Origin of the sequence: Flavobacterium cheonhonense (genome assembly GCF_035671315.1) — a bacterium.
Lineage (GTDB): Bacteria > Bacteroidota > Bacteroidia > Flavobacteriales > Flavobacteriaceae > Flavobacterium > Flavobacterium cheonhonense.
In genome coordinates, this window is sequence record NZ_JAXAVY010000001.1 from 198,161 (window position 1) to 222,461 (window position 24,301).

At 38.8% G+C, this 24,301-nt stretch carries 22 protein-coding genes; 10 read left to right on the forward strand and 12 right to left on the reverse strand.

The window, feature by feature from the left end; all coding sequences use genetic code 11:
- Positions 1 to 18: 18 nt before the first annotated feature.
- Genes SK086_RS00835 through SK086_RS00850 form a run of 4 tightly spaced genes read right to left on the reverse strand, consistent with a single transcriptional unit; the run spans position 19 to position 4,215 of the window.
- Positions 19 to 804 (reverse strand): head GIN domain-containing protein, encoded by a 786-nt coding sequence (locus SK086_RS00835; protein WP_324689036.1) that lies wholly within the window; start codon positions 802 to 804, stop codon positions 19 to 21.
- A 24-nt stretch (positions 805 to 828) separates the two neighbouring features.
- Positions 829 to 1,530, reverse strand: coding sequence for an ABC transporter ATP-binding protein (locus SK086_RS00840; protein WP_324689038.1), 702 nt, complete (start codon positions 1,528 to 1,530; stop codon positions 829 to 831).
- Positions 1,527 to 2,930 (reverse strand): gluzincin family metallopeptidase, encoded by a 1,404-nt coding sequence (locus SK086_RS00845; protein ID WP_324689040.1) that lies wholly within the window; start codon positions 2,928 to 2,930, stop codon positions 1,527 to 1,529. The genes SK086_RS00840 and SK086_RS00845 overlap by 4 nt, the downstream gene beginning before the upstream one ends.
- A gap of 46 nt (positions 2,931 to 2,976) precedes the next feature.
- Complete coding sequence (locus SK086_RS00850) at positions 2,977 to 4,215, reverse strand: efflux RND transporter periplasmic adaptor subunit (RefSeq protein ID WP_324689042.1); 1,239 nt, start codon at positions 4,213 to 4,215, stop codon at positions 2,977 to 2,979.
- 162 nt (positions 4,216 to 4,377) lie between these two features.
- On the opposite strand from SK086_RS00850, the gene SK086_RS00855 reads away from it, so the two are divergent.
- Both SK086_RS00855 and SK086_RS00860 read left to right on the forward strand, forming a co-directional pair.
- Entirely contained in the window at positions 4,378 to 5,724 is a 1,347-nt protein-coding gene (locus SK086_RS00855; RefSeq protein ID WP_324689044.1) for a sigma-54-dependent transcriptional regulator, read from the forward strand.
- A complete protein-coding gene (locus SK086_RS00860) occupies positions 5,725 to 7,056 on the forward strand; it encodes a sensor histidine kinase (RefSeq protein ID WP_324689047.1) in 1,332 nt (443 codons plus the stop codon).
- Positions 7,057 to 7,062: 6 nt separating this feature from the next.
- Here the strand turns inward: SK086_RS00860 and SK086_RS00865 are convergent, their stop codons facing one another.
- From SK086_RS00865 to trmB, 3 genes are read right to left on the reverse strand one after another with little or no spacing between them, the layout of a single operon-like run.
- Positions 7,063 to 7,389 (reverse strand): MGMT family protein, encoded by a 327-nt coding sequence (locus SK086_RS00865; protein ID WP_290873053.1) that lies wholly within the window; start codon positions 7,387 to 7,389, stop codon positions 7,063 to 7,065.
- Position 7,390: 1 nt separating this feature from the next.
- A complete protein-coding gene (locus tag SK086_RS00870) occupies positions 7,391 to 8,017 on the reverse strand; it encodes a LysE family transporter (protein WP_324689051.1) in 627 nt (208 codons plus the stop codon).
- Positions 8,018 to 8,692 carry a tRNA (guanosine(46)-N7)-methyltransferase TrmB gene (gene trmB, locus SK086_RS00875; protein WP_290873047.1) on the reverse strand — a complete coding sequence of 225 codons (675 nt, stop codon included), beginning with the start codon at positions 8,690 to 8,692 and terminating at the stop codon, positions 8,018 to 8,020.
- 62 nt (positions 8,693 to 8,754) lie between these two features.
- Between trmB and SK086_RS00880 the strand changes: the two genes are divergently transcribed.
- Positions 8,755 to 9,843 (forward strand): glycosyltransferase, encoded by a 1,089-nt coding sequence (locus SK086_RS00880; protein ID WP_324689054.1) that lies wholly within the window; start codon positions 8,755 to 8,757, stop codon positions 9,841 to 9,843.
- Here SK086_RS00880 and SK086_RS00885 read toward each other — a convergent pair.
- Together SK086_RS00885 and SK086_RS00890 are read right to left on the reverse strand one after the other, a co-directional pair.
- A complete protein-coding gene (locus tag SK086_RS00885) occupies positions 9,817 to 10,860 on the reverse strand; it encodes a sensor histidine kinase (protein WP_290873041.1) in 1,044 nt (347 codons plus the stop codon). The two genes, SK086_RS00880 and SK086_RS00885, sit on opposite strands and share 27 nt — an antisense overlap.
- Positions 10,861 to 11,544 (reverse strand): response regulator transcription factor, encoded by a 684-nt coding sequence (locus SK086_RS00890; RefSeq protein WP_290873038.1) that lies wholly within the window; start codon positions 11,542 to 11,544, stop codon positions 10,861 to 10,863.
- A gap of 193 nt (positions 11,545 to 11,737) precedes the next feature.
- Between SK086_RS00890 and SK086_RS00895 the strand changes: the two genes are divergently transcribed.
- The 6 genes from SK086_RS00895 to SK086_RS00920 all read left to right on the forward strand — a co-directional run bounded on the left by SK086_RS00895 (position 11,738) and on the right by SK086_RS00920 (position 20,005).
- The gene (locus SK086_RS00895) at positions 11,738 to 14,485 is read left to right on the forward strand and encodes a TonB-dependent receptor (protein WP_324689058.1); all 2,748 of its coding nucleotides are present in this window, start codon (positions 11,738 to 11,740) and stop codon (positions 14,483 to 14,485) included.
- Positions 14,486 to 14,670: 185 nt separating this feature from the next.
- The gene (locus tag SK086_RS00900) at positions 14,671 to 15,849 is read left to right on the forward strand and encodes a hypothetical protein (RefSeq protein WP_324689060.1); all 1,179 of its coding nucleotides are present in this window, start codon (positions 14,671 to 14,673) and stop codon (positions 15,847 to 15,849) included.
- A gap of 102 nt (positions 15,850 to 15,951) precedes the next feature.
- Entirely contained in the window at positions 15,952 to 16,263 is a 312-nt protein-coding gene (locus SK086_RS00905; RefSeq protein WP_324689062.1) for a T9SS type A sorting domain-containing protein, read from the forward strand.
- Between the two features lie 104 nt (positions 16,264 to 16,367).
- A complete protein-coding gene (locus tag SK086_RS00910) occupies positions 16,368 to 18,230 on the forward strand; it encodes a T9SS type A sorting domain-containing protein (RefSeq protein WP_324689064.1) in 1,863 nt (620 codons plus the stop codon).
- An 87-nt stretch (positions 18,231 to 18,317) separates the two neighbouring features.
- On the forward strand, positions 18,318 to 19,298 hold the full coding sequence (locus tag SK086_RS00915; protein WP_324689066.1) for a LuxE/PaaK family acyltransferase: 981 nt from the start codon (positions 18,318 to 18,320) through the stop codon (positions 19,296 to 19,298).
- A gap of 38 nt (positions 19,299 to 19,336) precedes the next feature.
- Complete coding sequence (locus tag SK086_RS00920) at positions 19,337 to 20,005, forward strand: hypothetical protein (RefSeq protein ID WP_324689068.1); 669 nt, start codon at positions 19,337 to 19,339, stop codon at positions 20,003 to 20,005.
- Positions 20,006 to 20,034: 29 nt separating this feature from the next.
- On the opposite strand, the gene tyrS is transcribed toward SK086_RS00920, so the two are convergent.
- Positions 20,035 to 21,330, reverse strand: coding sequence for a tyrosine--tRNA ligase (gene tyrS, locus SK086_RS00925; protein ID WP_324689070.1), 1,296 nt, complete (start codon positions 21,328 to 21,330; stop codon positions 20,035 to 20,037).
- A gap of 205 nt (positions 21,331 to 21,535) precedes the next feature.
- On the opposite strand from tyrS, the gene SK086_RS00930 reads away from it, so the two are divergent.
- Entirely contained in the window at positions 21,536 to 22,534 is a 999-nt protein-coding gene (locus SK086_RS00930; RefSeq protein WP_324689072.1) for an NAD-dependent epimerase/dehydratase family protein, read from the forward strand.
- On the opposite strand, the gene SK086_RS00935 is transcribed toward SK086_RS00930, so the two are convergent.
- Both SK086_RS00935 and SK086_RS00940 read right to left on the reverse strand, forming a co-directional pair.
- Entirely contained in the window at positions 22,535 to 22,933 is a 399-nt protein-coding gene (locus SK086_RS00935; protein WP_324689074.1) for a DUF4296 domain-containing protein, read from the reverse strand.
- A 19-nt stretch (positions 22,934 to 22,952) separates the two neighbouring features.
- Positions 22,953 to 24,293: a dihydroorotase gene (locus SK086_RS00940; protein WP_324689076.1), complete on the reverse strand. Its 1,341-nt coding sequence runs from the start codon at positions 24,291 to 24,293 to the stop codon at positions 22,953 to 22,955.
- Positions 24,294 to 24,301 lie beyond the last annotated feature (8 nt).

The window sequence follows — 24,301 nt, forward strand, 5'->3', positions numbered from 1 at the left end:
GTTTTTTGATGATGATGATTATCGTTTGTTCACAGAACCCGAAGAACTTTTATCGGTATTCACTTGAAAAGGGTTGCCGAAATAATCCACGCTACTGCTGGAAGTGGCTGTGGCATCTAATGATTTGGAAGCAAAAACAGTTACATCGGCTGAACTGCTAGCTCTTACCGTTACTTCTTCAGCCACTAAATCCTTGGCATTACAATCGGCTGAACTGCTGGCTTTGATGGTAACTTTATCGGCTTTTCCCATCAAATCGCAATCGGCTGAGCTGCTGACTTCAACTGCCACATTTTTGGCATTGACTTTTCCTTTAAAATTTCCGCTTGAAGAGATATCGACTTGCAAATCGGTACAATCAAAAGTTCCGGAAACTGTCGCCGACGAACTGGCAGCCACTTCCAATTGATCCACCGAATTCAGGTTTTCCAATTTCACACTGGCCGAAGAACTCGCTTTGATGGCTGTAAGTGCTTTGCCGGTGATGTATACTTTTAAAACTTTAAAACGCATTCCGTTGATGTTTTTTCCTTTACCGGTTCCGTAGCTGTAGTCTTCTTTGGAATTATTATCAACATACACTTTGAGGGTTTGGCCTTCTACCTCTGTTTTGATGTAGGCTAATTTTTCATTGTCATCGGTTTCTACTTTCACGCTTTGTGTGGTTGATACCGTATAAAAAACTTCAATACCGTGAGAGGCTTTCAACTTGGAAAACTCGGCTACCGTTCTGTTTTCAGACACTTGTCCGAAAGCTATTAAACCCAATAAAAAGGCGATGGTTGTGGTGATAATTTTAAACATAATAATGATTTTTAAAAGTGATGATCAAGACACAAAAACATCGACGTTTCTGCTGTTTGTTTTTTCAGAAAGTACCATACCGTCTTTCATGATAATGGTGCGTTGCGAAAACGAAGCGTCGTAATCAGAATGCGTTACCATTAGAATGGTCGAGCCGTTGGCGTGCAAATCGGTGAGTAATTCCATGACCTCGTTCCCATTTTTACTGTCGAGGTTTCCGGTAGGTTCATCGGCCAAAATAATTTTCGGATCATTGATTAAAGCTCTGGCCACGGCTACTCTTTGTTGTTGACCGCCGGAAAGCTGCTGCGGATAATGTTTTAAGCGATGTGAAATTCCTAAACGCTCGGCTATCGCGGCTACTTTTTGCTTTCTTTCGGAAGCCGGAACATTGTTGTAAATCAACGGCAATTCGATGTTGTCAAATACCGACAACTCATCAATCAGGTTGAAATTTTGGAAGATGAACCCAATATTTTGCTTTCTGATTTTGGATTTTTCTTGTTCGTTTAAGCCGGTCATCTCTTGATTAAGGAGTTGATAGTTTCCGGAAGTAGCACTGTCTAAAAGGCCAACGATATTCAACAGCGTCGATTTTCCGCTGCCCGAGGCACCCATAATGGTAACAAATTCGCCTTGATTGATTGTGATTGAAACTTCGCTTAGGGCTTTGGTTTCGACTTCTTCGGTTCTGAAAACCTTGGAAAGATTTTGAATGTGTATCATAGTGTTCGTTTTTTGATGACATTGATAATATTTTCTACCGATTTTTCATTAGCGAAATAACGGTCTATTATTGTTTGCAATTTCTTTTCATCACGGAGCGTTTGACGCAAGGTTGACAACAGAAAATTGTAATTGGTAAAATCGGTTTTAACGGTTAAAAGAGTATGCATCCATTCCCACATTTTTTTTGTACCGATTTCTTTTTCAATGGCGATGAACATCATTGGAGCATAATCGTAAACAAAAGTTTGTCGGTCACCAATTTCAGAGATTGACTTTATTTTGGCTATCGGAATGGTTTTAAAATCGGTTAAATACTTAATATTTTCCTCTATTTTTTTATCGTAAATGTCTTTTCCTTGAATGTCCTCAACTAATTTAAGAGAGATGTATTCGGTAAATCCTTCCGACATCATATCGCCCAATTCCGAGTTTAAAACTTTGTAGGTTCCGAAATAATAATGTCCAAGTTCATGGCCTATATACTGCTTGTACCAATCTTGTTTTTTGTCAAAAAGTGCTCCTAATCCGTCGTTTCCATAACCGATGCCCATAATTGTAGGATATGAAACAAACAGCCAACCATACTTTGGTGCAGTTGGTGTTGTGCTTACAAACACCGGGGGTTCTGAGAATTTGATTTTCAATTTACTCTCATAGTATTGTTTGTATTGTGAAACTAAGCTTGAAAAATCGGTTACATCTTCTTTGGTAAAGGTTGGGTTTAGTAAAATGAGATTGCCGTCGTTTACAAAATCAAACTTTCCGCAAAATAAGGCCAATTCATAAGGTTGCTCACTCTTAAAAGTAACTTTCTGTGACTTAACCGGCTTACTTCCGTTTACATAAATGGTAGAGCAATCCACGCATTCAAAGTCTATTTCATAGTACATCTTCTCATATGAAATATCATTTTTAGCATCATAAAGATACGGATACCATGCACTTTGACTTCCATCAGTTCTAACCGAATAGCCATTGAATGCAATATTACCTTTCCAATCTCCTTTGGAATAGTTTTCAATGGTATCGGTCGCAACCGGATATTTACCAACATACCTAAATTGGATTTCCTTGGGCAAAAATTTCCCCTTACCTTTATTATCAGGATAAAAATAGGCTAATGTTTCCCCTGTTGATGTAGAATCTGTTAACGATTTATTGTAGCCCAAAACAAACTCATTCGGCTTTTTGCTTTTCATGTGTAATAAATTCATCCCCGAATTCAATCTGATCACATAATCCTGAATAGCCGGAATTTCGCTGATGGTTAAATCACATTCAAAAGTGCCTTCTTTAATAGAAATTTTCACTTTCCCTTTTATAGTAGGCGCATTTTCTTGGGCCGAAATCGTTAAGCTTATTACTAAACTGAAAATAAATGTCAATAATAGTTTCATTTGTTACTGTTGGTTGTTAGTTAAAATGATATTCATACTCTTTGTGTTATTCAATACTCAACACTTCCGCTTCCAAATAATCTCGATATGTAGAAGTAATTACTTTGTCGCCGGGTTGTAATCCTTTGGTAATTTCGTAATATAACGGATTTTCTCTGCCGATGGTTATTTTGCGCCTTTCGGCTTTATTGCCATTGACTACAAAGATCCATTTTCCGGCGGTTTCTTGGTAGAAAGTGCCTTTAGAAAGTACAATCGATTTTGTTTTTTCAGATAAATTCAGTCGCACACTGAAACTCAATCCTTGTTTCAAATCGAGTTGCTCATTGCCGCTGAAATTCAACTCAACCTGAAACTTCCCGCCTTTGATTTCGGGTATTACTTTGGCAATTACCACAGCTACTTCTTGACCGTTAAAATCGACGGTTCCTTTTTGCCCTTGGGTTACTTTCGGCAAATAAAATTCGTCCACATCGGCTAATAATTTATAGCCTTTCATCACATCTATTTTACCCAAAGTTTGACCTTGTTGGTAGGTTTGGCCTAACACCGGTTCAAACGAAGACAATCGCCCTGAAAGCGGTGCCATTACCAAAAAATTCTTTTTATTGGTGCGCAAAACACCCAAACTTTTTTCCATGATACCGATGGATTGATTGAGCTGTCCGATTTGAATTTGATTGGCTTGTTTTTCTTTGGTCACACTTTGTTTGATGATGTTCATGCGTTCTTTTTGAAAGCGAAAATTCTCTTGGGTTTTTTCCCAATCGTTTTTGGCTAAAATTTCCTGGTCAAATAATTTTTTATGCAAATCATACAAGTTTTTGGCATCTTGATAATCGTGTTCAATCGATACTAAATCTTTGGCCAAATTCAGTTCTTGATTGCGCAAATCCAATTTGGCTTTGTTGAGATTATTAATTTGTTCGATAATAGCCGTTTCCTGTTGCATATAATTCAACTCGGTATTCGGATTGTATAACCTTGCCAACGGTTGGCCTTGGGTTACTTTATCGCCGTTACTCACAAAAATTTCTTGTACGGAACCGCCTTCGACTATGTTGACTAAAATCGAATTCATAGGTTCTACTCGGGCTTGCAACACCATAAAATCTTCAAAAAAGTCAGATTCTACGGTTTTGATAGTGATTTCGCTTTGGGCTACATTATAGGCTCTTTTTTTGGTTATCATGGCATAAGCGGCATAACCCAAAATAAGTGCCGCTAAAACCGCTGCGGTCAGATACTTTTTTTTGTTATTTTTACGTTCGAGGATGGTGTCCATTGTAACTATTTTAGTACGAGTGAGTACAATTTTGTGCCAAAGTTTTAAAATTTACAAAACGCTGTTTTTAAGCGATTTACAGCTGAATAAAAAATACAAGTGTTCATAATCGAACACCATTTGTCCGAAACCGAACAGTGATTTGAAATACCTGCTGCTTCAATGAAAAAAACAAACGCCAACATTTTAGTCATAGACGACCAAGAAGACATTCTTTTTGCGGCCAAAATGCTCTTGAAAAAACACTTTGAGACGATTTTTACACTCAACAATCCGAAAAATGTGCTTCGATTGTTATCGGAAAACGACATAGATGTGGTGTTATTGGACATGAATTACCGCATCGGATTTGAAGACGGACGCGAAGGCTTGTACTTTTTAAAAGAAATCAAAACACTTTCGCCTAAAACCATCGTCATCTTAATGACAGCCTTCGGAAAAGTGGAAACCGCTGTAGAAGGCTTAAAAAATGGAGCTTTTGATTATGTATTGAAACCTTGGGAAAACGAAAAACTTCTGCAAACGGTAAAACTAGCTGTTGAAGAATCCCGAAAAGTTAAAAAGAAAACGGATCAAAATACTTTAACGGATTCATTTTTTATCGGGCAATCTAACTTGATCCAAAAGGCTTATGCTTTGGGTGAAAAAGTAGCTAAAACCGATGCCAATGTCCTGATTTTGGGTGAAAACGGCACCGGAAAATTTGTGATGGCGCAGTACATTCACCAACAGTCTAATCGAAAAAACAATGTGTTTGTGCATGTCGATTTGGGTTCGTTAAACGATAATATTTTTGAAAGCGAATTGTTCGGTTATGCCAAAGGTGCGTTTACCGATGCCAAAGCCGATACCGCCGGACGTTTTGAAAATGCGCAGAACGGTACCATTTTCCTGGATGAAATTGGGAATGTGCCTTTACATTTGCAATCGAAATTGTTGCAAGTCATCCAAACCAAAACCGTGACTCGTTTGGGCGAATCAAAGCCGCGTCCGCTGAATGTGAGAATCATCACAGCTACCAATTTGAACTTGAAGGAAGAAGTCGCCCAAAAAAACTTCCGCGAAGATTTGTATTATCGCATTAATACTATGGAAATTACCTTGCCGTCCTTGAAAGAACGCAAAGAAGACAAGATTCCGTTGGCCCAATTTTTATTGGATAAAATGATCGCCAAATACAACCGAAACAAAATTGTGTACAGCGAGAGAGCTTTGGAACAAATGGAGAAACACGCTTGGAACGGCAACATCCGCGAGATGGAAAACCGCATTGAACGCGCGGTGATTTTGTGTGACAACAACACGATTTCGGCGGCCGATTTAGACTTAGATCTGGTTACAATTTACGAAAGCAAAGACGATTTGCCGCTGTCGGATGTAGAGAAAAATACCATTGAAAAAGTGTTGGTCAAACACGGTTATAACATCAGCAAATCAGCGGAAGAACTAGGTTTGTCGCGTGCCGCTTTGTACCGAAGAATGGAAAAATACAATATCAATCCGGAATAAATGTTTAAAAATTACAAACTCTACCAACTGCTTTTCTTCCGCCTAATTTTGGTGGTTTTTTGTGTTGGGCTAAGCATTTATTTGTTTTCCGAAGATTTGATTTACACCGGATTGTTTTCGGGTTTTGTTACTTTTTTGTTGCTGACCGAATTGTACTTTTTTCTGCGCAATGCGTTTTTGGTGTTTGACCGAACTATTGCATCGATTTTGCAAAACGATTTTTCAGCCGATTTTTCCCAACACAAATCCTATCACAACTACGCCAGTTTGTTTCAGTTGTATGGAAAACTCAAAGAAAAACAGCACGAACAACTTTCGAAAGACCTGATTTATCGGTCGATTCTAAACAACATCGAAACCGGCATCATCATCTTACAAAAAGAAAACGAATCATGGAACATCTTTTTGATGAACGATTATTTCTCGAAGCATTTTGAAGTGCCGAAAGTTTCCAGATGGCATTATTTGAAAAACCAATTGCCATCGCTTTGCGAGATTATTGAAGCACAAGATTTTCAGGAAATGAAAACCTCATTGCAAATCAGGGTTAACAAACAAGACACCCAAACTTTCCTCATCCAAACCTCAGCAACCAAGACTTTTGACCAAGAATACTACATTATTTTATTGGATAGCATTCAGAAAGTAGTAGAGAAAAAAGAAAAAGAAGCTTGGATTAATTTGATGAAAGTCATTTCACACGAATTGTTGAATTCGCTCACACCGATTCGCTCGCTTTCGCAAAATTTAAACGAATTGGTCCAACAAGAAAGTTTGTCGGCCGAAGATTTGGAAGACATCAAACAAAGCGTAGCCACGATGCACAATCGCAGTAATCACCTGCAGGAATTTGTAGAAAGCTATCGAAAACTCGCCATGTTGCCATCGCCTAAAAAAGAAAAAACAGAGCTATCGGAATTGGTGGAAAGCTGTTTGCAAATCATGCAACCTTTGTTCAAAAAGGAATCCATTGCCGTGGTTAACCAACTGAACTTTAAACGATGGATTACAGTAGATCGCAATCAAATGGAGCAAGTGCTGATCAATTTGCTAACCAACAGCATGTATGCTTTAGAGGGAAAAGACCAAAGAGAAATCAGCATTAGCGCTGAACTCAAAGAAAAACGCCTTTATCTTATTATTACTGATACCGGTGCCGGCATTGAACCCGAAATTGAAGATAAAATTTTCTTGCCATTCTTTACCACTCGTAAAGACGGTGCGGGTATTGGGCTGACTTTGTCCAAAAACATCATCGAAGCGCACGGCGGCTATTTGGCTTTTGAAAATGGTGAAAACAGGACGAAGTTTACGGTTTGTTTGCTGGAATAATATCGCTTACAATCGCTTAACCTCAGGCTGCCAAAAATGCTTTTCAAAATCGACGATTTGGTTATCGACAACTTCGATGCCTTCGTTTTCCAACAATTGTTGCATCAAGTTAGTGCCGTCAAAATGGTGTTTCCCGGAAAGCATCCCAATGCGATTGACTACTCGGTGCGCCGGAACATCATCGTGTCCGTGACTGGCATTCATCGCCCAACCAACCATACGTGCGGAACGAGCCGAACCTAGCGCTTTTGCAATAGCGCCATAGGAAGTGACCTTTCCTTCGGGAATTTGGCGGACAATATCGTATACTCTTTCGAAAAAATTGTCTTCCATTTTAATCGCAAAGAAGTTTTATTAGCGTTACAATAGCCATGAAAGTGGTCACCGAACCAATGACATAATTGATGTTTCGCATTAAAAATTCGGTTTTCTTTTCAATCTTTTTAAAGGCGACAATATACAAGTAAAAAACACTGAAAGAACCCAATACGACACCAGCTACAAAAGTCGCCACCGGAATTTTATCAAAACTAAAGTAACCCGCTGCGGCTAAACCCATACTGGCAAATACGTAGAAAGGAATCGGCAATAAATTAAGCATCGAGAGCAACATCCCAAAAAAGAAGCGGTTCGATTTGCCTTTGATTTTGGCTTCAGGTTTGATTTTTTTCGGCTTTTTGGCAATCCAGAAAAAATACACGCTCAATCCGGCAAAAATAAAGATACCTATTTCCTGTAAGGTCGCTACAATTTCTTGGTGTTGGCTGATGAATCGGGCGAACAAAACGGCAATAAAGGTTTGTACAAACACCACTACCGAAGCACCGACCGCAAAGCTAATCGCTTCGTTTTTACCTTCTTGTAAACTGATTTTGGCTGCTGTCATGTTGATTAAACCCGGAAGTATAACCGCCAAAAAAGCAATGCAAAAACCCAATACAAGCGGCAAGAAGTTGGTCATCTATTTGATTTTGAAACGAATATACGTAATTGCCTTGTTGATTTCCAAATATTGTTTCTCATAAAAAGTTTGGATACCGATTACTTCCTGAGGTGCACCTTCGTTTTTATATACATTGTGATTGGCGTATAACACTTCATGGCCTTCGCCGTGTAATAACCCTAAAGTATAACCGTGCATGAATTCGCTGTCGGTTTTTAAGTTAACCACGCCGTCCGATTGGAGAATTCGTTTGTATAATTTCAGAAATTCGCTATTGGTCATGCGGTGTTTGGTACGTTTGTATTTGATTTGCGGATCGGGGAACGTAATCCAAATTTCGGCTACTTCGCCTTCGGCAAAAATCCCTTCGATGAGTTCTATTTGGGTACGAACGAACGCCACATTGTGCATACCGCTTTCTACAGCCGTTTTAGCACCACGCCAAAATCGGGCACCTTTGATATCGATACCCACAAAATTCTTGTCGGGATATTGTTCGGCCAAGCCTACCGAGTATTCGCCTTTACCACAACCCAATTCGATGATGATAGGATGGTTATTTTTGAAAAATTCGCTGTTCCATTTGCCTTTTAACGGAAATTGTCCACCTACTACTTCTTCACGAGTTGGTTGGAACACGTTTTGAAAGGTTTCGTTTTCTTTGAATCGCTTTAGTTTATTCTTACTGCCCACAGATTTAATTTTTTGGTAAAATTAAGGAAATATAAACTATCCGAAATCTTTTTTACTTTGCAATGTTAAAAGCTTACCTTCCCAACTTGAAAACGACTTCGAAAAACATACTAATTGCGCCCTTAAATTGGGGCTTGGGTCATGCTACCCGCTGTATCCCTATCATTAAAGAACTACAGCGATATGGCTTTACACCTATTATTGCCTCTGACGGTGTAGCGCTTCAACTGTTACAAAAAGAATTTCCGGAACTTATTTCGATTGAACTGCCTTCTTACGAAATAGAATATGCCAAAGACGAAAAGGACTTCAAATGGAAACTCATTAAGAACAGCCCGAAAATGATTCAGGCCATTTTTGAAGAAAAACAGAAGGTCAAATCATTGGTCAAACAATACGATTTAAAAGGCATTATTTCCGATAACCGTTTGGGCGTTTACAGCAAAAAAGTGCCGAGCGTTTTTATCACACACCAGCTAAATGTATTGTCGGGTAAAACCACTTGGATTTCCTCCAAGCTACACCAATTTTTTATAGCAAAATTTACCGAATGCTGGATACCGGACTGCAAAGACCAGCCCAACTTGACGGGAAAATTAGGCCACTTGGAAAACAGTTCGCTTAACTTAAAATACCTTGGTCCATTGAGTCGTTTGGTCAAAAAAAACTTGCCGTTGCGATACGATTTGATGGTTATTTTGTCGGGACCGGAACCACAACGGACTATGTTGGAGGATAAACTAACAGCTGAACTTCAGGATTACGAAGGAAGTATTCTTTTTATCAAAGGAAAAGTAGAACCGGAGCAAAACATCAAAACAGACCGTCACATCACGTATTACAATTTTATGACTTCGGAAGAAGTGGAAAAGGCTTTTAATGAGAGTGACTTGGTACTTTGTCGTTCGGGTTACACGACGGTGATGGATTTGGCAAAATTGGAGAAAAAAGCTTTTTTTATTCCGACTCCCGGTCAGTTTGAACAAGAATATTTAGCCAAACGATGCAAACGAAAAGGCATGGCGCCCTTTGCCAAGCAAGGCGAATTTAAAGCCGAAAAATTGCTCGAAATCGATTTGTATAAAGGTTTCCCTAAAAGTGAGGCAACCGTAAATTGGAAACAGTTATTTATACTTTTCCATGGTGAATGAAAATTCAGAACCTTTGCCAAACTCGCTTTCCACATAAATTTTTTCGCCATGGGCTTCGATAATGTGTTTCACGATAGACAAGCCTAAACCGGAACCGCCTTCGCTGCGCGCTCCACTTTTGTCCACGCGGAAGAAGCGTTCAAAAATTCGCGACAAATTGTGCTTGTCGATACCTTCACCGTTATCGCGGATGCGGATGATGAGTTTATTGTTCACCAAATCTTCAATGCTGACTTCAGTAGTGCCGTTTTCTTTGCCGTATTTTATAGAGTTCATGATCAAGTTGGTCAACACCTGTTGGATCTTTTCTTTATCGCCAAAGACCTTGATGGGTTTACTGTATTTACGGTCGAACATCAGAATGATGTTCTTTTTATCAGCCTTCATTTCCAATAAATCAAAGACATTTTGGATAAGCTCGACGATGTTAAATTTAGACAACTCTAAGTTCAAATCGCCGGTTTCTAATTTGGAAATCATATCCAAATCTTCTACGATATAAATCAGTCGCTCTACGCCTTTCTCGGCTCTTTCCAAGTATTTTTTACGCACATTTTTATCGTTCATCGCGCCATCTAACAAAGTAGAAAGATAGCCTTGAACGGTGAATAACGGCGTTTTAAGTTCGTGCGAGACATTCCCTAAAAACTCCCGACGGTATTCTTCACGCACTTTGAGCGTTTCGATTTCCATCTTTTTATCCATTGCAAATTTTTTCACTTGCTTGGTTAACGTAGCCATGTCAGTAGTAATGGGTTGGTTTCGGAAAGAAGTCGATTCGAGTAACGAAACATCGTCGTAGATTTTTTTTACCCTTCGATAAATAAAATGCTCGACGCGATACTGTATAACGAAGAAAGAAAAGGTAGCCATTGACAAGGCAAAAACTAGTAGAATAGCCCAGGAGAATTCGTGGAAAAACCACAATAAAATACCAAGAAAACCGGTGGAAAAAAGGGTAATATACGTTGTAGAAACTAACGCAAAAGTATATGTTTTCTTGAAATTGACCTTCATTTAGACTTCGAGTTTGTAACCTACTCCTTTGATGGTTTTGAATAAATCTTCACCGATTTTCTCGCGGAGTTTTCGGATGTGAACATCAATAGTTCTGCCGCCAACAATAACTTCATTGCCCCAAACTTTATCCAGGATTTCTTCGCGTTTGAATACTTTCCCGGGTTTGGAAGCCAATAAATAAAACAATTCAAACTCTTTGCGCGGCAGGATAATTTCCTTACCTTCTTTGATGATTTTATATTCTTCGCGATTGATTTCAATACCGCCTACATTGAGGGTTTCGGTGGTTTGGTCATCGCTTTTTAGTCGGCGTAACAATGCTTTCACTTTGCTCACCAACAATTTCGGCTTAATAGGTTTGGTAATATAATCGTCGGCACCGGCATCAAAACCGGCTACCTGAGAATAATCTTCGCTGCGTGCAGTTAAAAAAGTAATAATGACATTGCTGAGTTCAGGCAATTTACGGATGTTTTCGCAAGCTTCCATTCCGTCCATTTCGGGCATCATCACATCCATAATAATCAAATGTGGCAGCTCTTTTTTGGCTTTAGTAATGGCCTCTTTACCGTTAGTAGCCGTTACAATTTGATACCCTTCTTGAGCAAGATTGTATCCTACAATCTCTAAGATATCTTGTTCATCATCGACTAATAAAATCTTAATGTCTTTTTTCTTCATAACAAACGCATACTATTTTCGCGGTAGTAAAGGTAAAGATAATACAAAATGATGATATATCGCTTTCGTGGAGTTAACGGTAATTTAATATGTTAACAATTTGGTAAAACTAAAGGAACAAAAAGGTAATAATGGAGTAACACGACCTTTACAATGCGATAGTTTCTTTGCACCAAAATTAAACACGACTACAATGAAACTTAAATTAATTGTTACCTTATTACTAATCAACCTTATAAGTTTTGCCCAAAACAAAGGAACCGTAAGTGGAACTTTGACGGATAAAGATTTAAACAATGAGCCTTTACCGTTTGCGAATGTTATTATTAAAGGAACAAACATAGGCGTAACAACCAACGAAACCGGTAAATACAGCTTGAACATTGAAGCCGGAACTTACACCATACAATTCAGCTTTTTAGGTTATGAAACCATAGAAGAAAAAATTGTAGTGAAAGCCGGCGAAACTTTAACCATCAACAAAGCATTAGGCTCTGGAAGTTATCAATTACAAGATGTAGTAATTCAGAAAGTGGTGAGTCGTGAAAAAGAATCGGCTTTACTTTTAGAACAAAAAAATGCCGTTGAAATCAAACAAAGTATTGGAGCGCAGGAATTATCCAGAAAAGGAGTTAGTGATGTGGCTACTGCTGTAACCAAAACTACCGGAATCACCAAACAAGAAGGTTCAGGAAATATTTTTGTGCGTGGTTTGGGTGACCGATACAACTCGACTACTTTAAATGGTTTACCGATTCCGTCCAACGATCCGGAGAAAAAGAATATTGCTTTAGACATTTTCTCGACTGACATCGTAGAATCTGTTGGTATTGATAAAGTATACAACAGTAAATTGTTTGGAGATTTTGCCGGAGGAAACGTCGATATCGTTTCTAAAGAATACAAAGGAAAAGGATTTTTTAAAGTGGATATTGGTTCAAAAATCAACACCAATGCCGTAGCTGAAGACAATTTTCAGTTACAAAAAGGTTATAATGCTACCGGTTTCGGGTCTAAATCAATTCCCGGTAATGCTTTAACCGAATACAACTTCAGTACGTTGCAGTTAGAAGACAGAAATCCGTTTGCCGGCTCTATTGGTCTTTCAGGAGGAAAATCATTCGATATCGGAAAAGAAGGAAAACTAAGCCTTTTTGGTACAGCCAATTACAGCAATGAATACAATGCCATTACCGACGGTAGTGCCAAAAGTATCAACGGTATGGGTGTAGCAAATAAAGATTGGGAAACTTTTACCCTGATGAATTACAGCACCAATTTTACCGGTATGATCAATGCCGCTTACAAGATTAATGCAAGTCACAAAATCAATTTCAACTCGGTTTTAATCAACACTTCTTCTCTTTCTAAAGAAGAATATCGCGGTTATTTTGTTGATGGTGGTGAAGACAATAACGGTTTTGTTCGTAGAAATAAATACGACAAAAACACCCTTTGGATCAACCAACTTTTAGGAGAGCACAAAATAACCGAACGTTCTAAATTCAACTGGGGCGTATCTTACAACACTATTACCGGTGACCAACCTGACAGAACGCAAAACATCTTAAACGAATATGATTTCGGTTATATTTTACTAGGACAATCGGCAGCCAATAACCACCGTTACTTTCAAAAATTGGAAGAAAATGAAATCGCAGCTCATTTGGCTATCGACTACAAATTCAACAAAAATGCTGAAGGCGATTACAAAGGAAAATTCACTGCGGGTTATTCTGCCAAAATCAAACAACGTGATTTTGAAGCGACGCAATTCAACTTCAAACCGAATAACAACCATACCGGAGATGTTGTTGATATTAATAACTTGGATGCATTTTTCAACGCAACAAACTACAACAATAACTTTTTCGAAATCTCTACTTTCCGTGGGAATGCACAAGTAGCCAATGCTACAAAACCTCAATTTTACACAGGAGATTTATTGGTTAGTGGTGGTTATTTAAATACAGAATACAAGTTTAACAAACTAACAGCTTTCCTTGGATTAAGAGCAGAATACTTGTTGCAAGAAGTGGCTTGGAATACTTCACTTGATCCAACCGGTGACGACGACAAATTAGACAAAATGGCTTTCTTGCCGAGTTTGACTTTAAAATACGAAGTAACCGAAAAACAAAACTTGCGTTTGGGATTGAGTAAAACTTACACTTTACCGCAATTTAAAGAAAGAGCGTTGTTCATTTACGAAGAAGTAAACGAAACTAAAATCGGAAACCGTTATTTGTATGAATCAGACGATTACAACATCGATTTAAAATGGGAAATGTTCCCTAAAAACGAAGAAGTAATTTCGGTTACCGCTTTTGGTAAATACATTCAGAACCCTATCAACGAAGTAACTATTGTATCTTCTACCAATGACGTTTCTTTTGTAAATACCGGTGATTTCGGTTACGTAGCCGGTGCTGAAGTAGAATACAGAAAGCTATTGTTTAATTTCGATGAAAACAACACCCAAAAACTTAGTGCGGGAGTTAATGCTTCTTATTTATATAGTAACCAAGAATTAAATTCTAATAAAGTAATTCGCGAAACAGATTACAATGTTGATTTTACTGAAAAAGAAAGCAGATTAACGGGAGCTTCTGATTTGTTACTAAATGCAGATATTTCATTCTTGAAAGAATGGAATGAAAAACAAAGCAGCTTAACCAGCACAATTGCTTTTACCCATTTCTCTGATCGTTTATATTCTATCGGAACTAACGGACGAGGCAATCAAGTGGACAAAGCTTTTGGTTCATTGGATTTTGTAACCAAATTAAAGTTCAATAAAAACTTAGGCCTTGGTTTTGTAGCCAGAAACCTTTTAAATCCTGCCATTAACCGTGTGCAAGAAAACAGTTCGGGAGATGTAAACGTGCTCTCTTACAGAAAAGGGATCGCTATCAGTTTAGGTCTTAATTATCAATTCTAAAAATACCAGGGAGCAACGCAGAGTTGCTCCTTTTTTTTTGATATAAATTGAATTAACACAGGAAACATTCGCATAATATTAGAAATTGTTTTAATAATCTAAGTATCATACTCGCTTAACTTTAAAGAAACACTGCTGATTGATTTTTGTATCAGAGTTTAAACAACAAAAAACACAATAACAAAATGAAAAAAACAATCTTAAAAGCTTTCGGAATTTTAACAGTAGTAGCCGGTTTACTAACGGCTTGTTCGACTTCTGATGACAACGGACCTACATCAAGTTTTGAAGTTAATCCTTCTGATTTTAAAGGGAACATTAATGATGGCGAAGTAATATTGAATGCCAACACCGTTTACAATTTAACCGGTGCTTTAGTAGTAAGAGACGGCGCTACCTTAACCATTCCGGCAGGAACAGAAATTCATGCTACCGGCGGAACCGCTGCTTATATTGCCGTTGCACAAGGTGGGAAAATTTTCATCAACGGTACAGCCAACAATCCGGTTATCATGACCAGTGGTAATACTACTCCTGCACCTGGTGATTGGGGAGGATTAGTAATTTGCGGAAAAGCACCTATCAATACTGTAAGTGGTGGAGCTAGTACAGCACAATCTGAAGTGGCCGACTTAACTTATGGTGGAACTATTGCTAACGATAACTCAGGTTCAATCCGTTACTTAAGATTAGAATATACAGGAGCTAACTTTAGTGCTACTAAAGAATTCAATGGTGTATCTTTATTCGGAGTAGGTTCAGGAACTATTTTTGAATATGTGCAATGTTACCACGGTTCTGACGACGGATTTGAATTTTTCGGAGGAACTGTAAACACTTCTAACTTAGTTTCTTTAGGAAATGAAGACGATCAATTTGACTGGACTGAAGGTTGGAACGGAACCAACACCAACTGGTACGGCAAACTTGCTTTCGGAAGAGGAAACAGAGGAATTGAAGCAGACAATTATGAATTCGGATTTGCCAACACTCCTATATCTAATCCATCAATCACAAACTTGACATTAGTTGGTCCGGGCAGTACAGCAGATGCAGTAATTTACACAGAAAACCAAGGATTAAAATTAAGAAGAGGAACCAAAGCTTTGTTCACCAATGTAGTTTTAAGTGGTTGGAAAACCGGTGTAGATGTTGAGCACGATGAGACAATTGCTTTTGTAGGCACAGCATTAAAAGTGACTAACTATGAATTTACAGATATTGCAACAAACACTAAAGGCAAAAAGACTGATGCCTCATCAGCTGATGTAAGCGCTTTACTAACAGGAACAACTACTGCAACTGGTGCAGGAAACGATACAGCTTTACCATCTTGGGCCACCGGCTGGACTTTATCGCAATAATAAAAAAATAACTATAAAAAACTCCTTCCCAACAAGAAGGAGTTTTTTTTGGTACAATATTTGAAATTATTTTTATACATTTGTCTTAACCAAATTTTTATCATGGCTAAAAACTACATATACACCATTTTATTTTTCTGCTTGTTCTCTCTCGGCGCTTTTGCTCAGGATGGGAAGCAACAAGGAGAAACGCTTGGTTTTTATCCAAATCCGGTAAGCAACGGAAAAATCTACATCACTTCAAAAACTAGTCTGGACAAAGAGGTTTTAATTTTTGACGTATTGGGTAAAAAGGTGCTACAAACCACTATTTCTTCTCGCGAATTAAACATCAGCACTATTCCGCCGGGTGTTTATATTATCAAAATTACCGAAGGAGACACCACTACCACTAGAAAACTAATTGTCAGATAGTTAAACTTTGTAGGTTTAACTTTTTTTTAATCATTTTTTTACGCTCTTATTTTCGGCAAACAAATATTGTGCTTATATTTGTAGGCTAAATAAACTTAAAAAAAATGAAAAAAATTTACTCTTTATTATTACTTACTGTAAGCACTTTGTCTTTCGGACAAGTATTGACAGAAGATTTTAATTATCCGGACAATGCTGTATTGACTGCAAATGGTTGGAGTGCACACAGTGGTGCTGGAACTAATGCCGTTGATGTTGGTGCATCTAACGGATTGACCTACACAGGTTACAATACCGTTGCCAACAATGCAGCGAGACTCGACAACACTGGGGAAGACATCAACAAGCCTTTTGCTGCCGCTGTAACGTCAGGATCTTTGTATTTCTCATTTTTAGTAAATGTTACTTCCGGAGATGCAGGTTACTTTGCGCATTTAGGAACTGCTCCAAGTACATTTGCAGCCAGAATTTATGTAAAACCGTCAACTACAACCGGTAAAATTAATTTTGGAATCTCAAACACAAGTACGGCTTCATTTGCAGCTACTCCTACAGATTTCGATTTGAATACTACCTACCTTATTATAGTAAAATATGACGTAACTGCAGCCGGTGCTGCCAGCATTTGGGTTAAATCTTCAGGAGTTCCGGCTACTGAAGCTGCCGCAGGAACCCCTGAACATACTACAACAGGTGGTGGAACAGCCAGTATCGGAGGAGTGTTTTTAAGACAATATGCCGCTACACAAAATATTACTATTGACGAAATCGAAGTATTTACTACTTGGTTTGGCGCTGCTGCTTGTAGCTTAACTTTAAATGCAGAAACTGCTGTTTGTGATGCTACAACTTTGAATATAGACACTTACACTGCTACTATTCCTTTTACAGGTGGAAATACCGGTTCATACAATTTATCAGTTAATGCCGGAACTATTGGTGGCGACAATCCATCAACTACAGCCCAAGGTAATATTATCATCACCAACATCCCTGAAGGCACCAACGTAACTTTAACCGTTAGTGGCGCATGTGGCTTAACAAAAACCGTTACTGCTCCCGAATGTAAACCGGTAAACACGCTGCCTTTTACAGATTCATTCCCATACACTGTTGGCGGTTCATTAAATGCTGAACAAAAATGGTCATTAGTAAATTCAGGCGATAATATTACTATTGCAAGCGGAAGTTTATCTTATGCCGGTATCACATCATCAGGAAATTCAATTACTTTTTCAGGTACAGGTGGAGAATCAAGAACATTATTCACCAGCACTAATGCAGGTTCAATCTTTGCTTCATTTATTGTAACCGTATCTGATTTAGCCAACGTTACAGCCGACTTAACTAGTAACTATTTTGCATTATTTACTGATGCAGCCGGTGCTTCGACTAATGCCAGAATTTGGACTCGTAAAAACGGCACTCAATACCAATACGGTTTAGGAACAGGTGCTACTGCTACAGACTGGGATCCAACTTTATACAATGCTGGCGACATTCAGTATGTAGTTTTAAGATATGATTTTGCTGATAATGCTTTGTCATTATACATTAATCCAACTATAGGAGGAAGTGCTTCACCAGTGTTAAGTGTTACTCCTGCTACAGCTTTTGCGAACTTGGGTGGATTTATGTTCAGACAAGATGGTCCAGCAATCACCCCAACAGTTATAGCTGACGAATTAAGAATCGATACTACAGCTAACTTTACCTTAGGCACTACTCAAAACCAAATCTCTGGTCTAAAAGTGTATCCTAATCCGGTTGCTAACGGTACTTTATTCATCGAAACTGCTGCTAACGGAGAGAAAACCGTTGCTATCTTTGATGTATTAGGCAAACAAGTATTAAACACTACAACGGCTGATAACGCTATCAACGTTAACGGATTAAACGCCGGTGTTTACGTGGTTAGAATTACTGAAGAAGGTAAAACAGCTACTACTAAATTGGTGATTAAATAATCCCAATCCTAACAATACCAAAAAGGCCCTAATGAACGTTAGGGCCTTTTTTATTTTCCGTATTTTTGCGCTAAATCTTTAAACACTTTGGTTCATCCACAAGACATATTTACCATTTCCTCGCACAAGCAATTTGAAAAAATAGCGCTAAAGGTGTTTCGTTTCCAATACGAAAACAACAAGGTCTATAAGGAATTTTGCGACTTCTTAAAAACCGATGTACAAAAAGTAAAATCGCTGCAACAAATTCCGTTTTTACCCATACAGTTTTTTAAAAGTCATGAAGTCGTTTCAAACACCAACGAAATCCAAGAAACCTTCACTAGCAGCGGAACTACCGGAATGATTACCAGCCAACATTTAGTCACCGATGTCTCACTATACGAACAAAGTTATCGCTTAGCCTTTTCAGAATGCTACGGCAATATCGAAGACTATGCGGTTTTGGCCTTGCTTCCATCCTATTTAGAGCGCAGTGGTTCATCGCTGATTTATATGGTAAAAGATTTAATCGAATTATCTAACAACGAACACAGCGGCTTTTACCTGCACAATTACGACGAACTGATTTCGAAATTGATTGAGTTGGATAACTCAGGCCAAAATGTAATTTTAATAGGCGTGACTTATGCCTTGCTCGACCTAATCGAAAAGCAAAACTTTCAGCTCAAAAACACCATCATTATGGAAACCGGCGGTATGAAAGGCCAACGCAAAGAAATGATTAGAGAAGAACTGCACCAAATCCTATGCAGTGGTTTTGGCGTTCCAAGTATCCATTCAGAATACGGGATGACCGAATTGCTCTCGCAAGCCTATTCCTTAGGCAACGGTATTTTCGAATGCCCGAGTTGGATGCACATCTTAATCCGAGACACCGAAGATGCGTTAAGCTATGTGGATTACTGCAAAACCGGAGGTATCAACATCATTGACTTGGCCAACATCAACTCTTGTTCCTTCATCGCCACGCAAGATTTGGGCAAAAAACAACCCAACAACGCTTTCGAAGTCCTGGGTCGTTTTGATCATTCTGACATTCGTGGTTGTAATTTAATGGTACTGTAATAAAATTGGCTTTTTTTCGTTCTAAACAAAATGCCATTATGAAATTGATTGTCTGTCTCTTTTTCGCTATTACCGTTTTTGGACAAGAAAAACCTATCGAAATAAAAATCGACTCTTTATCGGTATTAAATTCCAATGAAACCGAAAGAAAATTTGTTTTACATTACCACCTAACCAATCTTACCAACAAACCCATCACTTTTATCTTAGATCCGAAAGAGGTAATACCAATCGGAGCCGGCTCTCTCCGTCCCAATGTGTACTACAAGCTTTATGAAAATGACACGGCCATTGAAGCCAACGGCATTTTAACCGGCAATAGTAATATTAGGTATTTTAAATCGGAAGCCGACTATACTCGATATATTGATTCTGTGGATACTTACATAAAATCCAGAACTCCGGAACAATTATCTCAAATCAAGAAAGAGGGATTCTTAGAGCACATTCAAAATATGGAGGCTAATCAAACCAAACACTTCAGGTCAATTCTGGTCTGGGACAAAAGAAGATACCATAGAAACGATGTTATAGAGTATTACATAGAAGAAAAAGAAAAGCATTTTATTGAACTCCATATCAACTTAATGACCGAAGAGCTACTAATGAGTTTTTCCGAAGCAGAGAAAAAGGAACTTTTAAAAGACAAAACCTTAACCAAAGGCTGGTTTACATCCAACAAAATGGAAATCAATTTAGGCGAATAAAAAAAGGAACCTCATCGGTTCCTTTTTATTTATACCACTTTAATTAAATAGTAATTTTTCTTTCCTTTCTGCAGCATCAAAAACTGACCGTTAATCAAGTCATTTTCGGTTATCACATAATCCGCAGTCACTTTTTCTTTGTTCAAAGAAATCGCGTTTTGCTGCAACTCTCTTCTCGCTTCACTGTTTGAAGCCAGGAAACCGGTCTTGGCTGAAAGTGCGGCTATCATATCCAAACCGTTGGCAATATCCGCTTTTTCAACTGCTGCTTGCGGCACGCCTTCAAACACTTCCAAAAACGTTTTGGTGTCTAATTTTTTCAAATCGTCCATCGTCGGACTAAAAAAAGCACCTGAAGCAAAAATCGCTTTCTCCAACTCTTCTCTACCGTGAACAAAAGTGGTTACTTCTTCCGCCAAACGTTTTTGCAACACACGCAAATGCGGCGCGGTTTGATGTTCGGCAATTAAAGCGTCAATCGTGTCTTTATCTAAAAAAGTGAAAATCTTAATGTATTTCTCTGCATCAACATCCGTAGTATTCAACCAAAACTGGTAAAATTTGTACACCGAAGTTTTATCCGCCGTCAACCAAACATTACCTCCTTCGGATTTTCCAAATTTTGAACCATCGGCTTTGGTAATTAACGGACATGTCATCGCATACGCCTTCGCGCCTTCGCCATTCATTCTGCGCACCAACTCTGTTCCGGTAGTAATATTGCCCCATTGGTCGCTTCCGCCCATTTGCAACAAACAATTATGCGTTTTGTACAAATGATGAAAATCGTATCCTTGAATCAACTGATACGTAAACTCGGTAAAACTCATCCCTTCGCCGCTTTCGCCGCTCAAACGTTTTTTAACCGAATCCTTGGCCATCATGTAATTTACCGTAATTCTTTTCCCCACATCACGCGCAAAATTGATAAACGAAAAATCCTTCATCCAATCGTAATTGTTCACCAAAATCGGCGCATTCTCCGCCGTCGAATTAAAGTCTAAAAAACGAGATAACACCGCTTTAATCCCGGCTACATTTTTTTCTAAAGTCGCTTCATCCAACAAATTGCGCTCGTCCGATTTCCCCGAAGGATCACCAATCATCCCCGTAGCACCACCAACCAAAGCAATCGGCTTGTGACCAAAACGCTCCAAGTGCACCAACAAAATAATCGGTACCAAACTCCCAATATGCAACGAATCGCTGGTCGGGTCAAACCCAATATAGGTCGTGGTCATTTCCTTTAAAAGTTGCTCTTCTGTTCCGGGCATCATATCGTGAACCAAGCCACGCCATTGCAATTCTGCTACTAAATTCCTCATTTCGTAATTGTTTCTCTAATGAGCGCAAAGATAAACAGAATTAGGAATTTTAGAAGCGAAAGGCTCGGGATTTATCGGGAATCCATTTTCCTGCTGTCCGCACTACACGGTAGTAGCTTCCATCAGGGCTAAAAGAATGACTAAAGGTGTACTTTTTATCCAATCTAATTATCTAAAAATCTAACAATCTAATTATCTTTACCAAATGATTTTAGTCACAGGCGGAACCGGATTAGTAGGCGCGCATTTGCTGTTGCAATTAACGGCAAACGAGACGGAAATTCGGGCCATTTACCGAAACGAAAAAAACATCCGCAAAACCCAATCACTGTTCCAATTGTATGGCAAGGAAGCCCAATTCGACAAAATCCAATGGATGGAAGGCGACATTATCGACGTGCCGTCTTTGGAAAAAGCCTTTCAAGGCGTAACACATGTTTACCACAGCGCCGCACTCATCTCCTACAACCCGAAAGACGAAAACAAACTCCGCAAAACCAATATCGAAGGCACGGCCAACATCGTGAACTTTTGTATAGACTCTAAAGTGAGCAAACTGTGTCATGTGAGTTCTATTGCGGCCTTAGGCGATTTAAAACCCAACGAAACCATTATAACAGAGGAAACCGAATGGAATCCGGAATACCTGCATAGCGATTACGCCATCTCTAAATACGGAGCCGAAATGGAAATTTGGCGCGGTCAGCAAGAAGGTTTAAATGTAGTGATTGTTAATCCGGGCGTAATTTTCGGAGCCGGTTTTTGGCAACAAGGCAGCGGTATTTTCTTTTCTGCTGTTCAAAAAGGATTTCCTTTTTACACCAATGGCGCTACGGGCTACGTAAGCGCCACCGATGTAGCTTCGGTCATGATACAGCTCATGAATAGTGCAATTTCGGGAGAACGATTTTCTGTGATAGCCGAAAATCGAACCTTCAAAGACATCATCTTTTTAATTGCAGAAAAGTTGGGTGTCCAAAAACCAAAATTAGAGGCTAAACCTTGGATGTTGTCTGTAGGTTGGCGCTTGGATTGGCTTTCGGCGACTTTCTTCAACACCAAAAGAAGGTTGTCTAAATACAGTACCCGATCGCTTTTGTCTTCCGACACGATTTCGAATGCCAAAATAAAAAATGCGTTGAATTTTGAATTCCAACGCATTGAATCGGTTATAGCCGAAGTGGTTCGTTTACACCAAAAATAACTATCGCACCATCGGTTCCTCCGGGCTGGATGGCGGAGCGCCTTGGGCGGAAGTGCTATTGGCTTTTGTAGTTTCTTCTTGAATTCTCTTCTTTACTTCTTCGTACATCTTTTTGTATTCTTCAATGTCAGAAGCGTAATATTTATTGTTTTCTTCCCATTGTAAACTGTCAATCTTGTATTTCTTGAACAAAAATTCATTGGATTTTTTGGAACTGATGCCGCCATTTACATTTTGCGATTTTATAGCTTCAAGCAAAGCTATATCGTACAAGATATCGACCATCTTATCTTTTTCAATTAACTTTTTAGGTTTTTCTACCGCAGTAGTACAACCAACAAAAACCAATAAAAAAGCCAGCAAAAGGGTTATTAAACGCATCTTTAAAATTTTAAGCATGTGCAACATTTTCAATAGTTTAACGGTCAAACAGCAATCGTTTTCCAAACGGTTGGTCGTTGACTTTAAAATTGTGATACACTAAGTTTCCGTTTACAAAAGTATGGGTAATTCTCGATTTAAAGTTATAGCCCTCAAAAGGCGACCATCCGCATTGTGCTAAGATGTTCTCCTTTTTAACATTCCAAGGCATAGCGGTGTCTACCAAAACTAAATCGGCATAATAGCCTTTTTTGATAAATCCGCGTTTTTCAATCTTGAAAATTTTGGCTGGATTGTGACACATTTTTTCCACTATTTTTTCAATCGAAATCTTGCCTTGGTGGTGTGCTTCAAACATCGCCACTACAGCATGTTGCACTAATGGTCCACCCGATGGTGCTTTGGTATACACTTGTTGTTTTTCTTCTAAAGTATGTGGCGCATGGTCGGTGGCAATTACGTCAATATGGTCATCCAACAAAGCTTTCCACAAAGCGTCTCTGTCGGCTTCCGTTTTTACAGCCGGATTCCATTTAATCAAATTGCCTTTGGTTTTGTAATCGGCATCGGTAAACCACAAATGATGAATACAAACCTCAGCTGTGATTTGTTTTTCCTCTAACGGAATTTTATTGGTAAACAAAGCCATTTCTTTAGCCGTAGACAAATGAAAAACGTGCAATCGAGCACCGGTTTTTTTAGCCAATTCAATAGCTTTGGAAGACGACAAATAACAAGCCTCTTCACTTCGTATCAAATGGTGGTATTCCACCGGTATGTCTTCGCCAAACTCAGCTTTATACCGTTCTAAATTAGCTCTGATGGTTCCTTCATCTTCACAATGAACCGCGATTAGCATTTTGGTAGAAGAAAATATTTTCTCTAAGGCTTCTTGGTTATCCACCAGCATATTTCCGGTTGACGAACCCAAAAAAAGCTTGATTCCCGCAACATTTTTAGGATTGGTTTTTAACAACTCCTCTAAATTATCATTGGTGCCACCCATCATAAACGAATAATTCGCAAATGATCTTGTAGAGGCAATTTGATATTTGTCTTCTAAAAGTTCTTGAGTAATTGCATTCGGAACCGTGTTGGGTTGTTCTATAAAAGAGGTAATTCCACCGGCAACAGCAGCACGACTTTCGGAAGCTATAGTGCCTTTGTGGGTTAATCCAGGTTCGCGAAAATGCACTTGATCGTCTATAGCGCCGGGCATCAAGTATTGGCCTTCGGCTTCAATGATTTTGCAATCGGGCGATTTAGGGCTGATGTTTTCGGCTATTTCGACTATCCATTCGTTTTCAATCAAAACATCACCTAATACAATCTTTCCTTCATTTACAATCTTGGCATTTTTAATTAAAACGGTATTCATTTTCGGTA

Coding starts and splice junctions, on each gene's coding strand:
- SK086_RS00835 (WP_324689036.1), bottom strand. CDS start 804: ATGTTTAAAATTATCACCACAACCATCGCCTTTTTATTGGGTTTAATA.
- SK086_RS00840 (WP_324689038.1), bottom strand. CDS start 1,530: ATGATACACATTCAAAATCTTTCCAAGGTTTTCAGAACCGAAGAAGTC.
- SK086_RS00845 (WP_324689040.1), bottom strand. CDS start 2,930: ATGAAACTATTATTGACATTTATTTTCAGTTTAGTAATAAGCTTAACG.
- SK086_RS00850 (WP_324689042.1), bottom strand. CDS start 4,215: ATGGACACCATCCTCGAACGTAAAAATAACAAAAAAAAGTATCTGACC.
- SK086_RS00855 (WP_324689044.1), top strand. CDS start 4,378: ATGAAAAAAACAAACGCCAACATTTTAGTCATAGACGACCAAGAAGAC.
- SK086_RS00860 (WP_324689047.1), top strand. CDS start 5,725: ATGTTTAAAAATTACAAACTCTACCAACTGCTTTTCTTCCGCCTAATT.
- SK086_RS00865 (WP_290873053.1), bottom strand. CDS start 7,389: ATGGAAGACAATTTTTTCGAAAGAGTATACGATATTGTCCGCCAAATT.
- SK086_RS00870 (WP_324689051.1), bottom strand. CDS start 8,017: ATGACCAACTTCTTGCCGCTTGTATTGGGTTTTTGCATTGCTTTTTTG.
- SK086_RS00880 (WP_324689054.1), top strand. CDS start 8,755: ATGTTAAAAGCTTACCTTCCCAACTTGAAAACGACTTCGAAAAACATA.
- SK086_RS00885 (WP_290873041.1), bottom strand. CDS start 10,860: ATGAAGGTCAATTTCAAGAAAACATATACTTTTGCGTTAGTTTCTACA.
- SK086_RS00890 (WP_290873038.1), bottom strand. CDS start 11,544: ATGAAGAAAAAAGACATTAAGATTTTATTAGTCGATGATGAACAAGAT.
- SK086_RS00895 (WP_324689058.1), top strand. CDS start 11,738: ATGAAACTTAAATTAATTGTTACCTTATTACTAATCAACCTTATAAGT.
- SK086_RS00900 (WP_324689060.1), top strand. CDS start 14,671: ATGAAAAAAACAATCTTAAAAGCTTTCGGAATTTTAACAGTAGTAGCC.
- SK086_RS00905 (WP_324689062.1), top strand. CDS start 15,952: ATGGCTAAAAACTACATATACACCATTTTATTTTTCTGCTTGTTCTCT.
- SK086_RS00910 (WP_324689064.1), top strand. CDS start 16,368: ATGAAAAAAATTTACTCTTTATTATTACTTACTGTAAGCACTTTGTCT.
- SK086_RS00920 (WP_324689068.1), top strand. CDS start 19,337: ATGAAATTGATTGTCTGTCTCTTTTTCGCTATTACCGTTTTTGGACAA.
- tyrS (WP_324689070.1), bottom strand. CDS start 21,330: ATGAGGAATTTAGTAGCAGAATTGCAATGGCGTGGCTTGGTTCACGAT.
- SK086_RS00930 (WP_324689072.1), top strand. CDS start 21,536: ATGATTTTAGTCACAGGCGGAACCGGATTAGTAGGCGCGCATTTGCTG.
- SK086_RS00935 (WP_324689074.1), bottom strand. CDS start 22,933: ATGCTTAAAATTTTAAAGATGCGTTTAATAACCCTTTTGCTGGCTTTT.
- SK086_RS00940 (WP_324689076.1), bottom strand. CDS start 24,293: ATGAATACCGTTTTAATTAAAAATGCCAAGATTGTAAATGAAGGAAAG.